The organism is Marivibrio halodurans (genome assembly GCF_017963645.1).
Taxonomy (GTDB): Bacteria; Pseudomonadota; Alphaproteobacteria; order UBA8366; family Aestuariispiraceae; genus Marivibrio; species Marivibrio halodurans.
This window is the reverse complement of record NZ_JAGMWN010000002.1, coordinates 86,214-100,905: the sequence shown is the minus strand read 5'-3', so window position 1 is coordinate 100,905 and position 14,692 is coordinate 86,214. Positions and strand designations below refer to the sequence as shown.

The following is a 14,692-nucleotide window of genomic DNA, read 5'->3' as shown; positions in this document are numbered from 1 at the left end:
AACTCACCTCAAATCATCATCCACGAGCCCGCGCATCTTCCCGATGGCGAGCCGGAGACGGGACTTCACCGTCCCCAATGGTAGGCCGGTCTTTTCCGCGATTTCGCTATGCGCGAGGTCCTCGTAGAAGGCGAGGCGCAGCATCTCCGCCTGCTCCTCCGGAAGATCCGCGATCGCCGTTCGAATCGCCTGGGCGGTTTCGTCCGCGCCCACCGAATCGTCCTGCATCGGCTCCGGCTGGGGGGCAAGCGCCGGATCGTCCGGATCGAGTTCCGGCCGGCTCATTCGGCGATAGGCGTCGATCCGCTTGTTCCGCGCGATGGTGAACATCCAAGTGGCCACGGAAGCCTGGGCGCGATCGAAGCTTTCCGCACGCCGCCACACGATCAACATCGCTTCCTGGACGAGTTCCTCCGCCGCCCCCATGTCGGAGCCGCTGCGAACCAGATAGGCCTTGATCCGGGGAGCGAAATGGTCGAACAGCCGGGCGAAGGCGACCTTCGAGCGCTCCTGCGCGACCGCGCGCATCCACGCCGCGTGTTCCTCCGGCCCCGGTTCGACCGGCTCGGAGCGATCGGCCGCGGCCCTCTCGGTTTCCTGTTCGGCGTTGCCGGTGCCGGTCGTTTTCATCCTCGCCCGCGTCGCCCACTTCCCCGATGGCGCCGGCGCCGCGACCGACGTGCCCTCTGCATCCGCTTCGCGAACATCGCAGACATGACCGGCCGGCAGCTTTCCGCGCCCTTCGGTCCGATCTTGCCCACATGTCCGACAAGTGCAAGGCTCGACCGCAAGGATCGGATCGGGGTCGCGCGCGAAATGATCGCCGGAGGTCGCGCGCCGGCAGCGGTCCCCCTGGTGATCGCCCTGAAAATCGCGGGGCTCTTCCCGGGAAATTTCCCGGGCATGCCTTGTGGGGAAACGCGTTTCCCGGCGTTCATGTTCGATGATATCCAGCATCATGGAAATCATACGCGGGCGTCACGATCATGGATCAATCGGGCATGGATCAATCGGGAAGCGCCCTTGGCGCCGGTATTCCGGCGGGACATGGTGTATTGGCCATTTTTTCGTCAATCTACTGGCGTAGCCCATATCATGGCACTAGATACGGCGGCCGATACTCCCGGGAAAGCCGGGACGCGGCCATTCGAGTCGATAGCCGATATTCCCGACGCATCGGAACGAGGAACGGATGACGAGCAAGACAGGAGGATATGGTATGCGAGCGACGCGCCCCATTCGCGCGACGGGCCTCTTGGCGGCCGGAGCCGCCCTCTGCGTGGCCCTATGGACCGGGGCCGCCCCGCAAGCGCGCGCCAACGAGGTTCTCGGCCAATTCCGGGACTGGACCGCGCACACCTATGAGCAGGACGGCGCGAAGATGTGCTCGATGTACTCCAAGCCCCAGAAGGACGAGGGAGACTATACCCAGCGCGGCGACATCTGGGCCTTCGTTATCCACCGACCCTCCGATGAGCGGATCGGCGAGGTCAGCTTCGTCATGGGCTATCCGATCAAGGAGAACAGCACCGTCACCGTCCAGATCGGCGATCAGAGTTTTCAACTCTTCACCGACGGCGAGGGCGCCTTCGCCCGGCGGGAAGACGACCCCAGGATCGTCCGCGCCATGCGCGCCGGGTTGGACATGGTCGTGCGCGGCACCTCCTCCCGGGGGACGGCGACAAAGGACACCTACTCCCTGCGCGGCTTCACCGACGCGAACAATGCGATAAACCGTGCCTGCGGCGTGAATTGACACCGGTCATGACGTACGCGGCGGAGCCACCCGGATACCACAGCAGATCTGGACGCCCGTGCTATAGAGCATGATGAGATCATATGGACCCATCCGAGACGCCGCTTTCGGTTTCTTGGGCTAGGAGCGCCGCGCGTGGTGATGCGGGGCATCGGAAGCGCGTCGCGACGACGACCAGGGAGCCGCAAGCGGCGCCTTCGGTCTGTTTTCCGGGCCCCCGGACCGCGTCGAGGCCGCTTGACGATGAACCACATCGCCCGCGCGCCCTCTTCTTGCCGGAAACCCGGAAAAACGACCTCGAGTGGGTCCATATGATCTCATCATGCTCTAGGGTCCGTATACACCCCTCGTCCAGGAGAAGAGATACCGGTCATGCCCCCCACGCCCCAATGGGAGCCGCGCTCTAGTGCCGCGGCCATGCGCGCGCTTGAAACCGCCATCGACAGGCAATCCGCGAACCTTCGGCGGGCCAAGATCGCCGTCGACGGGATGGCGGAATACACGCAGCGGATCGCGCGGGCACTCGACGAGTGCGATCTGCGGCTGACCTGCTCGCTGCGCCGGCTTCGGGGAACGGAGGAAATCCTGACGCGCGCCCAGACAGACGGTCCGCGCGACGCGCTCGATTCCGTGATCGAGATGCTGGAAAGCGAACGGCTCGATTCCGCGCGCGCCCCCTGGGGCGACCGCTATGAGGGGCTGCTCGCCCGGGCGCTCGCCGTGCGCGCCGAAATCCGCGCGGGCGAGGCCTGATCCCCCTTACCTTCCGTAGCGGCCATCCCGTATGCGTGATTTGGGGCGATCAGGGGTGGCGCCCGTCGGCGCGCACCCCGGACGCGCGCGACACGGCGGCGGGACGGTCGAGGAATTGGCCCGGCGTGCGTCCGGTTTCGCGCCGGAACATGGCGACGAAGGCCGACGGGCTTTCATAGCCCAAATCATAGGCGACGGTCGTGACCGACACTCCGTCGGCCAGCCGTTCGATCGCCGCGATCAGACGGCGGCGCGTGCGCCATTGACCGAAGCTCATTCCCATTTCGCGCTGGAATAGCCGGGCAAGCGTCCGCACGCTCGCCCCCGCACCGGTTGCGAGCACCTCCAACCCCCGCCCATCCGCCGGGTCCGCGATCAGCGCCGCGGTGACGGAATGCAGGCGTCGATCACTCGGCAGCGGCAGGTGAAGCGGCGCCGGCGTCGCGGCGGCCGAACGCAAGCGGTCCAGCACCACGGCAACCAGCCGCCCCTCCGCCCCTTCCCGATCATAGCGTTCGGGAAACGCCGCGAAGGCACGGATCAGTTCGCGCAGCAAGGGCGCGATCTCCAGCACCGTGACCCGGTCGGGCAAGGTCGCCGATGCCTCCATGTCGCAATAGAGGCTGCGGAAGGAGGCCGGCCCGGTGGCGCTGACCGCATGGTCGACGTTCGGCGGCACCCAGACCGCGCGCTGCGGCGGGGCGAGCCAGCTTCCGGCCTCGGTTTCCACCGTGAGCGAACCATCCAGCGCATAGACAAGTTGCCCCCAAGGATGATTGTGCGGCGGATAGCGATAGCCGGGCTCCAGCTCTTCCGCGCGCACCATGACGGGCCGGGGAAGCCCGGGAGGCACAGAGGGTCGAGGTTGTCCGATTCGCAACATCACATGGCAGAGTAACGTAAGACAGCCGCCCCCGTCAGGCCTATTCTCCGCGCCATGAAGACAATGACCCAATCGGCGCCGAGCGAGCGCCCGTCCCTCCTGCGCCGGCCCGAGACGATGCTGGTTATCATGGCCTGCGCCATGGCCGTCAGCATGAACGGCTGGATGGCGCTGCTGAACAACTTCGCGGTCGAACGCGCGGCCTTCACCGGAAAGGAGATCGGCTTCCTTCAGTCGATCAGGGAAATCCCCGGTTTCCTGAGCTTCGCGGCGATCTTCCTGCTGCCCTTCATCCGCGAACAGAACCTGGCCTTCGTCTCGCTGGCGCTACTCGGCATCGGCACGGCGCTCACCGGCTATTTCCCGAGCGAACTGCTGTTCTACGGGACGACCTTCATCATGTCGGTCGGCTATCACTATTACGAAACGATGAACCAGTCGCTGACGCTGCAACTGGTGGAGAAACGCCACGCGGCCCAGCATCTCTCAAAGCAGCTAATGGCCGCTTCCGCCGGGACGCTCGCCGTCTTCATCGTCATCATGCTGACCTTCGACGACAAGCCTTTGACGCTGCTGGGCGATCTGATCGGCATATCGACGGACGGCTGGGGCCTGTCGCTCGGTTACGAGCCGCTCTATGTCGGCGCGGGTCTGTTCACGCTCGCGATCGCGGTCTTCTGCAAGATCTACTTCCCGCGCTTCGAGGCGCCGGAGATGCAAACCAAGAGCCTCTTCCTGCGTCGGCGCTATTGGCTCTACTACGCGCTCACCTTCATGGGCGGGGCGCGGCGGCAGATCTTCATGGTGTTCGCCGCCTTCCTGATGGTGGAGAAGTTCGGCTACGACGTGAGCGCGATCACGCTGCTCTACATGATCAATCTGATCGCCAACATCTTTGTCGCCCCCTATGTCGGCCGGCTGATCGCGCGGCTGGGCGAACGGGCGGCGCTGATTTTCGAATATTGCGGGCTGATCGGAATCTTCGCCGGATACGCGATCGTCGAAGACCAATATTGGGCGGCCGGGCTCTATATCCTCGACCATCTGTTCTTCGCCTTCGCGATCGCCATCAAGACCTATTTCCAGAAGATCGCCGATCCGAAGGACATCGCCTCCACCGCCGGCGTCAGCTTCACCATCAACCATATCGCCGCGGTCGGCATCCCGGCGGCCTTCGGCTTCATCTGGCTGAACGATCCGGGGCTGGTCTTCTATATCGGCTCGGCCATGGCGTGCGTGTCGCTGATCCTGGCGCTGATGGTCCCGCGCCACCCCGACCAGGGGAACGAAACGCTGGTCCGCCGTCTGGACGGGCCGCGTCCGGCGCCGACCCCGGCGGAGTAGCGCGGGCGGATCGGATCGGGGCCGCGTCGAAACGCCGCGCGCCCCGCCGGGCCGCTGACCGATCGCGGGGCCTATCCGGCCCTACTCCGCGATGCTAGCCCCGATGCAGCCACCAATGCTGCTCGTTGATCGAGAAGATCGGCTTGTAGTGGGTGACGCGGTTGGCCTCGATCACCTTGGCGATCTGGTTGTCGAGCAGATAGCCGGTCTCGTCCATATAGACCACCAGCACCGCGTGCGGGATCTTCAAGTTGAGGTCGTTCAGCACGACGATGCGCATCTTGTCCTTCGGGAAACCGAGATGCACCAGCGAGGCGTATTTCGCGAAGGCGTAATCCTCGCAATCACCGTTGCGGTACATGAACTGACGCGGCGTCGCCCAATAGTCCTTCTTGTTGTAGTTCACCGGATCGATGACATAGAGCCACTTGTTGAGATACTCGTTGACGAGTTGCAACTGCTCCATCGGCGGCCGGCCGGCGATCTGCTTCAGGAAGATACGCCAGCGCGCGACATGGCACTTCTCGCTCGCGCTCGGCTGACAGACGTCGAGTTCATTGCCCTTTTCGTCGTCGTAGCGCGACAGGGCCTCGGTCCATTTGTTGAACTTCTCCAACGAGTCGGACTGTATCTCGTTGGTCCCGAACAGCTTATAGCCCGCCGCCATGGCCGGCGCGGCAACCCCGGCGGCGGCGAGCGCCGCGATCAGAAGGCACAAACGGCCGGCGCGGCGGGCCCGGTGGACAAGCTGTTTCGGCTGCATCATCGTCGCGCGCATCGTACCCACTCTTCCTGCCAAGCACACAAGGAACGGACCTCGCGTTACCTATAGTTTGCCGCGTCCTCTTACGCTAGTCTGTGCGCGATATCACAGAGGCGACAAGGCCCGCCATGAAAACGGGCCCGCCGGCGGAGGGGGAGACAAGGTTCCGTGAGCACGAGCGACGCGGCCGTGGCGAAGGCATCCGGCGCCGAACAGGGCGGCAAGAGCGCGGCCATCCGCATGGCGGTGACCGGCGGCGTGCTGCTGATCGCCGCCGCCATCGGCTTCTATCTGGTCTATCAATTCACCGAGTCGGAACGCGCGCGCGAGCTGCGCGACTGGCAGTCGCGCATGGGCATCGTCGCCGACAGCCGCTTCTCCGATATCGACCGGTGGCTCGACGCGCAGCTCGCCGATCTGCGCGGCATCGCGGACAATCAGTCGGTGCAGCTCTATATGACACTGCTGCATTCCGAGGGCACGACGGCGGAGGACGAGGACGCGCCCGCCGAACTCGGCTATCTCCAGAACCTGCTGACCGTCGTCGCCGACCGTGCCGGTTTCAAGGGCGAGATTTCGGGGCCGGAGGTGAACGCCAACGTCAACCGCGTCGGCGTCGCCGGTCTCGCGCTGGTGGCGCAGGACGGGCTGATCGTGGTCTCCAGCCCCGGCTTCCCGCCCTTGCAGGGCCGGTTGCAGGCCTTCCTGGCGGCGTTGGAGCCGGGCACGGCCGGTATCTCGGACATGTTCCTCAACAATGCGGGCAATCCGGCCATGGCCTTCGCCATGCCGGTCTTCGCGCTGCAATCGGACGAGAGCGCGGCCAACCAGATCGCGACCGTCGTCGGCGTGAAGGAGGTCGGCGAGGAGCTTTTCCCGCTGCTGGAACAACCCGGCGCGCGCGAGGACACGGCCGAGACCCTGCTGGTCCGTCAGGAGGGGCAGACGGTCGCCTATCTCACCCCGCTCGCCGACGGCACGGGCCCGCTCAAGAGCAAGCTCGCCATGGACACGCCCGATCTCGCGGCGGCCTGGGCGATCCAGAATGCCGGCGGCTTCGCGCTGAAGACCGACTATGACGGGACGGAGGTGCTGGCCACCGCGCGCGCGTTCGAGCAGGTACCCTGGTCGTTGCTCTACAAGATCGACCGGTCGGAGGCGCTGTCGGAATCCGAGGATCGTCTGAACACCCTGATGATCGTCTTCGGGATGATCATCCTGCTGGTGCTGGGCGGCATGGTAGCGCTCTGGTACTACGGCACCTCGAAGCGCGCGACCGAGGCCGCGACCCGTTTCGAGACGCTGGCCAAGCGCTTCCAGGGCCAGCGCAACTTCATGCATCTGGTGACCGACAGCCAGCCCAACGTCATCGTCATCATGGACGAGGACGGGCATTTCCGCTGGTTCAACCAGAAGGCGCTCGACCTCGCCCGGATGGAGCGGGGCGACATGTTCGACAAGCATGTCAGCGCCGTGCTCGGCCCGGTCGAGGGCAAGCGGATCAACGCCTGGATCAAGGAGACGCTGGCCAAGGGCGAGCCGCAAAGCTTCACCCACGAGATGGAGCTGGGCGAGGGCGGTCCGCGCGTCTATCGCTCCGATCTGATCCCGCTGCCGGCGCGGGAGGATTTTCCACCCGGCGTGCTGATGGTCAGCCAGGACATCACGGAAAGCGTGAAGGAGCGCGAGAAGCGCGAGCTCGCCATGCGCCAGCTCGTGGAGACCCTGGTATCCGTCGTCGATCAACGCGATCCCTATTCCGCCCACCATTCCGCGCGCGTCGGCCGGGTCGCCCGCGCCGTGGCGGAGGAGATGGAACTCGACCGCACCCTGATCGAGACCACCAACATCGCCGGAAACCTGATGAATCTCGGTAAGATCTCGGTCCCTTCCGAGGTCCTGACCAAGCAGGGCCAACTTACCGACGAGGAAATCCGGATGATCCAGCAATCGGTGTTGACCAGCGCGGAGATGGTCAAGCGCATCGATTTCGACGGTCCGGTCTACGACACGCTGGCGCAGTTGCAGGAGAATTTCGACGGCTCCGGCGCGCCGCAGGGGCTGAAGGGCGACCAGATCACGGTGACCGCCCGCATCGCGGCCGCCGCGAATGCCTTCGTCGGCATGGTCTCCGCCCGCGCCTGGCGCGCCGGCATGGATTTCGACCGGGCGGTCGATATCCTGCTGCAGGAGGGCAATAAGAAATTCGACCGCGCGGTGGTCGTCGCGCTCGCCAATGTGCTCGACAACCGTGGCGGCCGCGAAAAGTGGAAGGACTTCGGCGACCTGCCGGAGGAGGACGGGCCGAAACACGTCGATTGAGGCCCCGCTTCCGCCCTTCCCGCGCGCGCCTTTACGGATCGCGGGCGGGCCGCCATCTATCGAGGCATGATGGATCGTCCCGCCCACCTCTCCGACACGGCGCCCGCCGCGCCGCCCGCCGCGCCGGATGGGGTGCGTCTCTATGCCGTCGGCGACGTGCATGGCTGCCGCGCGCATCTGCGCATCCTGCTGGGCCGGATCGCGGCGGATGCCGCCGGCACGGCGCAGACGGCGATCCGCATCGTCTTCCTCGGCGACTATGTCGATCGCGGGCCGGATTCCGCCGGGGTGATCGACGATATCCTGATGCTCGACCGCGAGGGGCTGGCGCCGCACGGCCTCGACGACGGCCGCCCGGTGACGGTCGTGACGCTCAAGGGCAATCACGAGGATTATTTCACGCGCTTCCTGATCGGCGATCTTACCATCGCGCCCAGTTGGATGATCAATGGCGGGGCGGAGACGCTGGAGAGCTACGATGTCGAGCCGCCGGCGCGCCATGACGATCCGGACGACCTGCTGCGCGCCTCCCACGATCTGGCGCATGCCGTGCCGGCGGCGCATCGTCGGTTCCTCGACGCCCTCGCCTACAGCCACCGGGCGGGCGGTTATTTCCTCGTTCATGCGGGCGTGCGTCCGGGCGTGCCGCTCGATGCCCAGGACCCGGCGGAACTGATCTGGATCCGCAAGCCCTTCCTGGAGAGCACGGCCGATTTCGGCGCCTTCGTCGTGCATGGCCACACGCCTGTTCCGACGGTGGAGGAACGGCCCAACCGCCTCGATATCGATACGGGTGCCTGCTATGGCGGCGAATTGACCGCCGCCTGCTTCTGGGGTACCGAGCGTCGGTTCCTGCGGGCCGGCTTCTGACGGCCCGCGCCATCATCGGAGGGCGGTGAAACCATGAGCGGCGCGGACATCGCGGCGGTGATCGAACGTCTGGCCGACGCGCGGGTTGTCTGCGTCGGCGACCTCATGCTCGACCGCTTCGTCGAGGGCACGGTCCAGCGTATCTCGCCGGAAGCGCCGATCCCCATCCTCGGCATCGAGGGGGAGCGCGAGGCGCTGGGTGGCGTCGGCAATGTGGTCCGCAATCTGGCCGCGCTCGGCGCGCGGGCCGATCTTCTGGCCGTGGTCGGCCGGGACGACACGGCCGGGCGGGTGCGCGCGGTGCTCGACGAGCTCGACGGCGTGACGGCGTCGTTGGTCGAGGTCGCGGACCGGCCGACCGCCCTCAAGACCCGCTTCATGGCCGGCGGCCAGCAATTGCTGCGCACCGACCGGGAACAGCCGGGACCGCTCGACGACGACGCGCGGGAGGCGCTTATCGCCGGGGCGACCTCCGCGCTCGACGGGGCGGGCGCGCTCGTCCTCTCCGACTACGGCAAGGGGGTCGTCGACAAGGATCTGGCCCGCCGGTTGATCGACGCGGCGCGCGCGGCGGGCGTGCCCGTCATCTGCGACCCGAAAGGCCGGGACTTCACGAAATACCGCCGCGCGCACTGGATCACGCCCAACCGGCAGGAACTGGCGCTCGCCACCGAGCGGATGACGGACACCGACCCGCAGGTGCTGCAAGCCTGTCGCTGGGTGGTGGAGAATTGCGGCATCGACGGCGTGCTCGCCACCCGCTCGGAACAGGGCATGACGCTGTGGCAGCCGGGCAATGTCACGCAACTGCCGACCCGCGCGCGGGAGGTCTTCGACGTCGCCGGCGCCGGCGACACGGTGGTGGCGGCCCTCGCCGCCGGGCTGGCCGCCGGGGTCACGCCGCTGGAGGCCGCGCATCTCGCCAATCAGGCCGCCGGCATCGTCGTCGGCAAGATCGGCACCGCCGTCGCCTATCCACCGGAGATCCTGGCCGCCTGGCACGAGGCGAGTTGGGCCGGGAGCGAAAGCAAGGTCGCCCCGCCCGCCGCCGCCCAGGACCGGGTCGCCGCCTGGCGCCGGCAGGGCAAGCGCGTCGGCTTCACCAACGGGTGCTTCGACCTGCTGCATCCGGGCCATGTCTCGCTGATCCGTCAGGCGCGGGCGGCCTGCGACCGGCTGGTGGTCGGCCTCAACAGCGACGCCTCCGTCGCGCGCCTCAAGGGACCGACACGTCCGGTTCAGGCGGAGGCCGCGCGCGCCGCCGTCCTCGCCTCGCTGGAGGCGGTCGATCTCGTCGTCGTCTTCGGCGACGACACGCCGCTCGACCTGATTCGAAGCCTCAAGCCCGATGTGCTGGTGAAGGGGGCCGACTATCGCCGCGAGGAGGTCGTGGGCGCCGTGGATGTCGAGGACTGGGGCGGCCGGGTGGTGCTGGCCGATCTGCTCGACGGCCATTCCACCACCGGCACCATCGCGCGGCTTCAGGCCGACGAGAAATAGCGTCCCCGACCTTCCCCTTCACAGCGCCGCCGATACCCCCCACCTCGATGGGTGGAGGTCCAACAGATGGCCGAGATCGCCGGAACGAATAGCGCTGGCGGCCTGCTCGAAACGCTACGGCCGCTCGCCACCGGGAATCGCGCGCCGCTGGCCCAAGCCTTGGCCAGCACGAGGGGCGATGCGTCATCATCGCTTTCATCCCCGCTGGCACCCCCGCTGGCACCCCCGCTGGCACCCCCACTCGCCGGGGCGGACGCGGAGCCCGCCGAGGCCGGCTTCACCCCGCGCCTGCCGACATTGATCGGCGAGAGCCTCAGCCTTCGGGCCGATACGTTCCTCGCCCTCGCCGCGCCGGAGGAAACGGCATCCTCCCTCGACAATGCCTTCACCGCCGACGGCGCCGATGGCACGGAGGGCGCAGCAGGAACGGCGGAGGCCGCCGGTCCGCTTTCCTCCAGCGCCTTCGCCGATCTATTCGAGGCGGCGGGGAACCGCGCGCCGACCGCCGGGGCGGTCGCCGGCAATTTCCTCGACGCCGCGCGATTGATTTGAGCGCGCCTATTGTCGCGGGGGTTGGACGCCCCCACGCGGGACGATATTCTCTGCTGAACGCACGCTTGGCGGCGCCGTTCGTATCGGCGTGCGGGATGGGATCGCGCGACCCGAACGCGACCCGCGAGGGGTGAGGACCGAAGCGAATGCTGTTATCCCAGATGACGCGCGGGGCGCGCCGACGTCCGGCGCCGGCCGCGATCCTTTTCCTGGCCCTGTCGCTATTGATCGCGCCGCAAGGCGTGGCGCCGGTGCGCGCGGATCAAGGCATCAAGCAGGCCGCCGCCCAGGGGGAAGCCCCCACCGCCAACCGCACGGTGGTCGATGCCAGCCGCTATCCGTGGAGCGCCGTCGGCCGGGTCAATGTCGCGGTCAGTCAGCGCGGCCATTGCACCGGCGCCCTGATCGGCGAACGTCTGGTGGTGACGGCCGCCCATTGCCTGTTCTTCCGCGCCACGGGCAAATGGGTCGCGCCCGACTATGTTCATTTCGTCGCCGGCTATCAGCGCGGCGAATTCGTCGCCCATTCCCAGGCCGAGCGTTATATCGCCTCCCCCGGCTTCGATGGGGAAAAATGGGCCAGCCCCCTAAATCTGCCGAACGACTGGGCGCTGATCGTGCTGAAGGAGCCGATCGGACGGAAGACCGGCTATCTCGGCTGGCGCTCGCTGGTGCAGCGGGAGGCGGATACGGCGCTGATGGGCAGGTCCGACTTCTCGCTCGCCGGTTATCCGCGCGACCGGCAGCACGCCATCTCGCTCGACGCGACATGCCGGTTGGAGCAATTCCTGAAGGTAACCAAGGAACTGCCGCCCCTGCTCGGCCATCACTGCCGCATCGTGGGGGGCGATTCAGGCGCGCCGATCGCTCTCCAGACCGAGGACGGGCTGCGCATCGTCGCGATCAACAGCGCCGCCGACGTACAGCTTTCGACCGGAACGAAGATCAACAGCGCCGTCCCGCTATCCACCTTCCGGACGGAGATCGCCGCCCTTCTGGCCGAAACCGAAGGTGGCGCCGACGCCGTGAATTCGGGCCGCCCCGGACGCAGCGGCCCGAGGCAATAGCGCCTTCCACCGGATATCATCCCCCGGCCCCCCCGAATAACACCCCATCGAAATGAAACGACCCCCGGGCCTCTCGGCACGGGGGTCGGTGGTGGAGCTGAGGGGATTCGAACCCCTGACCTTCGCATTGCGAACGCGACGCTCTCCCAACTGAGCTACAGCCCCTTGATCGGGCCGCTTCCGGCGGGCAACCCCCAAGGGCCCCGGCGAAAGCGGCGCGAATATGTGGAGCTTGGGCGGCCCTGTCAAGCGGTCGATTCATCCTCCCGGGAAAGCCGGGGAAACCCAGCCGCGCCTCTTGTCCCGCCCAGCGGGGCTGGCTAATGTGCGGCGGATCGCAAGAGGAAGGCACCGCTTCATGGATACGATTCTACTGCCCTTGATCCAGGTCGTGCAGATCGCGCTCCAGATCTATGTCTGGGCGATCATCATCTCGGCCATCCTGAGTTGGTTGGTCGCTTTCAACGTGGTCAACACCTCCAACCAGATCGTCTACACGATCGGCGATTTCCTCTATCGCATCACCGAGCCCGCGCTGCGTCCGATCCGGCGCTTCCTGCCCAATCTGGGCGGTATCGACCTGTCGCCGCTGGTCCTGGTACTGGGCATCTGGTTCCTGCAGGGCGTGCTCGGCCGGCTGGCCGGTCAGATCGCCTACGGCTGAGATATGGCCGGCACACCGGCCGATCCGTTCCGTCGCGAGACGGGGGCGCTGCTGATCGCGCTGAAGGTGACGCCCAAGGCCTCGGCCGAGCGGGTCGGCGGGCTGGTCGACGCGGCGGACGAGACCGGCACGGTGGGGCGGCGCCTCGTCCTTCACGTCACGGCGCCACCGTCGGACGGCGCGGCGAACAAGGCGGTGGTCAAGCTTCTCGCGAAGGCGCTCAGCCTGCCGAAAACGTCGCTCGCGATCGTTTCCGGCGCGACGGGCCGCAATAAGGTCGTGCGCATCGCGACCGACGACCCCGCCGATCTGGAGGCCGGGATTAGGGCGCGCCTCGAACAGGGCGGATAAAGCGGCATATCACGGCGAAAGGACCCGACACCCATGACGGCGGATATCATCGACGGCAAGGCCTTCGCGGAAGGACTGCGCGCGCGCGTCGGCGCGGCGGTCGCCACGCTGAAGGATAAGCATGGGATCACCCCCGGCCTCGCCGTCGTGCTGGTGGGCGAGGACCCGGCCAGCCAGGTCTATGTCCGCAACAAGGCGAAGCAGACCGTCGAGGCGGGCATGGAAAGCCTCGAGTTCCGCATGGACGCCGACACCGACGAGGAAACGCTGCTCGCCAAGGTGCGGGAGTTGAACGCCGACCCCACCGTCAACGGCATCCTGGTGCAGCTTCCGCTACCCGATCAGATCGACGCGGAGAAGGTGCTGGCCACCATCGACCCGGACAAGGACGTGGACGGCTTCCATGTCGTCAATGTCGGGCGGCTTTCCACCGGATCGGCCGGGGCGCTGGTGCCCTGCACGCCGCTCGGTTGCCTGTTGCTGTTGCAGGACCGCTTCGGCAAGGACGGGCTCTCGGGCAAGAAGGCGGTCGTCGTCGGCCGGTCGAATATCGTCGGCAAGCCGATGTTCAACCTGCTGCTGCAACAGAGCTGCACCGTCACCGTCGCCCACAGCCGCACCCAGGATCTGCCCGCCGTCTGCCGCGAGGCCGATATCCTGGTCGCCGCCGTCGGCCGGCCCAACATGATCCAGGGCGACTGGATCAAGCCGGGCGCCACCGTCATCGATGTCGGCATCAACCGTATCCCGAAGGAAGACGGCAAGACCCGCCTCGTCGGCGATGTGGATACGGAAGCCGCGAAGGCAGTCGCCGGCGCCATCACGCCGGTGCCGGGCGGCGTCGGTCCGATGACGATCGCCTGCCTGCTGCGCAACACGGTAACGGCCTGCTGCCGCCAGCATGGGGTGGACGAACCGGCGATGTAATCCGCCGAGAGGGGAAGGGGCGGCGTTTCGCGCCTAATCCGCGGCGCCGCGCGCCATGCGGCGGACCGTGGCGGCATCCGCCAATCGGCCGCCGGCCCGGTGGATGAGGGCGGCCGCGTCCTCCGCCAGCGCGATATTGCCGCGCTCCAGCCCAAGGACCGCATCCTCCAGCCCCACGCGCACATGGCCGCCGGCCGCGACCGCGGCGGGGATCAGGCCGGTGATATCCACCTGCAGCCCCGCCACCATCCAGGGCGCGCCCGGCGCGCATTCCCTGAGCAATTCGATATAGCTCGCCAAGGCCCATTCGCGCGGTGGGAAGCCGAAGCTGAACCGATCGGAGAACATGAAGCGGTAGAGCGCGCGCGGCGCATCCGGATAGCGTTGGGCGAGCGCCGCGCCGAACCGCAGGAAGCCCGGCTCATAGATCGCATAGCCCGGATGGAAGCCGTAACGCCCGGCAAGCCGCAGCCCCTCGCGCACATGATCCTCGGGGTTGCTGTAGACGAAGCCGGGCCTATCGTCCGCGATCCGGTCGAAATCGGCGATCTGCACCGTGCCGGGATCGACCACCGACCATTCGATCAAGCCGCGCGTGGCCAGTTCCACCGTATGGGCATAGCGCGCCGCGACGTCGAGGCCGCCCCCATGGCCCGCCGCGCCGTTGAAGGGCAGGGTCGGATAGACGATAGCGTCGACCGCGTCGCGAATGCCCTCGATGATGCGGGCATAGGTTTGCCAATCGTCGTTCTGGCGCCCGGTCTCCGGATCGAAGGCATGGACATGGATGATGGCGGCCCCCGCCTTGGCGCAGGCGACCCCCTCGGCGATGCAGTCGGCGACGGTCACCGGCGCTCGCGGCTGGGCCGCCGGTCCCCAGGGGCCGTTCAAGGCGACCTCCAGCCAGGTCGCGTCCGCCTCCCCGGCCGCGCCCATCATC

Annotated in this window: 15 protein-coding genes and 1 tRNA gene; 11 read left to right on the top strand and 5 right to left on the bottom strand. The window is 67.1% G+C overall.

The genetic code is table 11. The annotated features are described in order from the left end of the window. Positions 1-3 precede the first annotated feature (3 nt). A complete protein-coding gene (locus tag KAJ83_RS04965; protein ID WP_246484256.1) occupies positions 4-630 on the bottom strand; it encodes a sigma-70 family RNA polymerase sigma factor in 627 nt (208 codons plus the stop codon). A gap of 589 nt (positions 631-1,219) precedes the next feature. Between KAJ83_RS04965 and KAJ83_RS04960 the strand changes: the two genes are divergently transcribed. Together KAJ83_RS04960 and KAJ83_RS04955 are read left to right on the top strand one after the other, a co-directional pair. Further along, entirely contained in the window at positions 1,220-1,756 is a 537-nt protein-coding gene (locus tag KAJ83_RS04960; RefSeq protein ID WP_210680928.1) for an invasion associated locus B family protein, read from the top strand. A gap of 372 nt (positions 1,757-2,128) precedes the next feature. Further along, positions 2,129-2,509, top strand: a complete 381-nt coding sequence (locus tag KAJ83_RS04955; RefSeq protein ID WP_210680927.1) for a hypothetical protein — start codon at positions 2,129-2,131, stop codon at positions 2,507-2,509. A gap of 49 nt (positions 2,510-2,558) precedes the next feature. Here the strand turns inward: KAJ83_RS04955 and KAJ83_RS04950 are convergent, their stop codons facing one another. Next, the gene (locus tag KAJ83_RS04950) at positions 2,559-3,335 is read right to left on the bottom strand and encodes an AraC family transcriptional regulator (protein WP_246484255.1); all 777 of its coding nucleotides are present in this window, start codon (positions 3,333-3,335) and stop codon (positions 2,559-2,561) included. A 120-nt stretch (positions 3,336-3,455) separates the two neighbouring features. Between KAJ83_RS04950 and KAJ83_RS04945 the strand changes: the two genes are divergently transcribed. Continuing rightward, positions 3,456-4,736: an MFS transporter gene (locus KAJ83_RS04945; protein WP_210680925.1), complete on the top strand. Its 1,281-nt coding sequence runs from the start codon at positions 3,456-3,458 to the stop codon at positions 4,734-4,736. 94 nt (positions 4,737-4,830) lie between these two features. Here KAJ83_RS04945 and KAJ83_RS04940 read toward each other — a convergent pair whose 3' ends face one another. Next, a complete protein-coding gene (locus KAJ83_RS04940) occupies positions 4,831-5,514 on the bottom strand; it encodes a transglutaminase-like cysteine peptidase (RefSeq protein WP_210680924.1) in 684 nt (227 codons plus the stop codon). 153 nt (positions 5,515-5,667) lie between these two features. On the opposite strand from KAJ83_RS04940, the gene KAJ83_RS19610 reads away from it, so the two are divergent. The 5 genes from KAJ83_RS19610 to KAJ83_RS04915 all read left to right on the top strand — a co-directional run bounded on the left by KAJ83_RS19610 (position 5,668) and on the right by KAJ83_RS04915 (position 11,810). After that, positions 5,668-7,821 carry an HD domain-containing phosphohydrolase gene (locus KAJ83_RS19610; RefSeq protein WP_210680923.1) on the top strand — a complete coding sequence of 718 codons (2,154 nt, stop codon included), beginning with the start codon at positions 5,668-5,670 and terminating at the stop codon, positions 7,819-7,821. A 66-nt stretch (positions 7,822-7,887) separates the two neighbouring features. Beyond that, the gene (locus KAJ83_RS04930) at positions 7,888-8,691 is read left to right on the top strand and encodes a metallophosphoesterase (RefSeq protein ID WP_210680922.1); all 804 of its coding nucleotides are present in this window, start codon (positions 7,888-7,890) and stop codon (positions 8,689-8,691) included. 33 nt (positions 8,692-8,724) lie between these two features. Then, positions 8,725-10,191, top strand: a complete 1,467-nt coding sequence (gene rfaE1 / locus KAJ83_RS04925) for a D-glycero-beta-D-manno-heptose-7-phosphate kinase (protein ID WP_210680921.1) — start codon at positions 8,725-8,727, stop codon at positions 10,189-10,191. Between the two features lie 66 nt (positions 10,192-10,257). Next, the gene (locus KAJ83_RS04920; RefSeq protein WP_210680920.1) at positions 10,258-10,743 is read left to right on the top strand and encodes a hypothetical protein; all 486 of its coding nucleotides are present in this window, start codon (positions 10,258-10,260) and stop codon (positions 10,741-10,743) included. Between the two features lie 146 nt (positions 10,744-10,889). After that, the gene (locus KAJ83_RS04915) at positions 10,890-11,810 is read left to right on the top strand and encodes a trypsin-like serine peptidase (RefSeq protein ID WP_210680919.1); all 921 of its coding nucleotides are present in this window, start codon (positions 10,890-10,892) and stop codon (positions 11,808-11,810) included. A gap of 89 nt (positions 11,811-11,899) precedes the next feature. On the opposite strand, the gene KAJ83_RS04910 is transcribed toward KAJ83_RS04915, so the two are convergent. Continuing rightward, positions 11,900-11,975, bottom strand: a tRNA-Ala gene (locus KAJ83_RS04910). A gap of 193 nt (positions 11,976-12,168) precedes the next feature. Between KAJ83_RS04910 and KAJ83_RS04905 the strand changes: the two genes are divergently transcribed. The 3 genes from KAJ83_RS04905 to folD are packed head-to-tail and all read left to right on the top strand — an operon-like array spanning position 12,169 to position 13,752. Continuing rightward, positions 12,169-12,474 carry a YggT family protein gene (locus KAJ83_RS04905; RefSeq protein ID WP_210680918.1) on the top strand — a complete coding sequence of 102 codons (306 nt, stop codon included), beginning with the start codon at positions 12,169-12,171 and terminating at the stop codon, positions 12,472-12,474. A 3-nt stretch (positions 12,475-12,477) separates the two neighbouring features. Continuing rightward, positions 12,478-12,825 (top strand): DUF167 domain-containing protein, encoded by a 348-nt coding sequence (locus KAJ83_RS04900; RefSeq protein WP_210680917.1) that lies wholly within the window; start codon positions 12,478-12,480, stop codon positions 12,823-12,825. Between the two features lie 33 nt (positions 12,826-12,858). Then, the gene (gene folD, locus KAJ83_RS04895; RefSeq protein ID WP_210680916.1) at positions 12,859-13,752 is read left to right on the top strand and encodes a bifunctional methylenetetrahydrofolate dehydrogenase/methenyltetrahydrofolate cyclohydrolase FolD; all 894 of its coding nucleotides are present in this window, start codon (positions 12,859-12,861) and stop codon (positions 13,750-13,752) included. Between the two features lie 33 nt (positions 13,753-13,785). Here folD and KAJ83_RS04890 read toward each other — a convergent pair whose 3' ends face one another. Next, the gene (locus tag KAJ83_RS04890) at positions 13,786-14,691 is read right to left on the bottom strand and encodes a beta-keto acid cleavage family enzyme (protein ID WP_210680915.1); all 906 of its coding nucleotides are present in this window, start codon (positions 14,689-14,691) and stop codon (positions 13,786-13,788) included. Position 14,692: the final 1 nt, after the last annotated feature.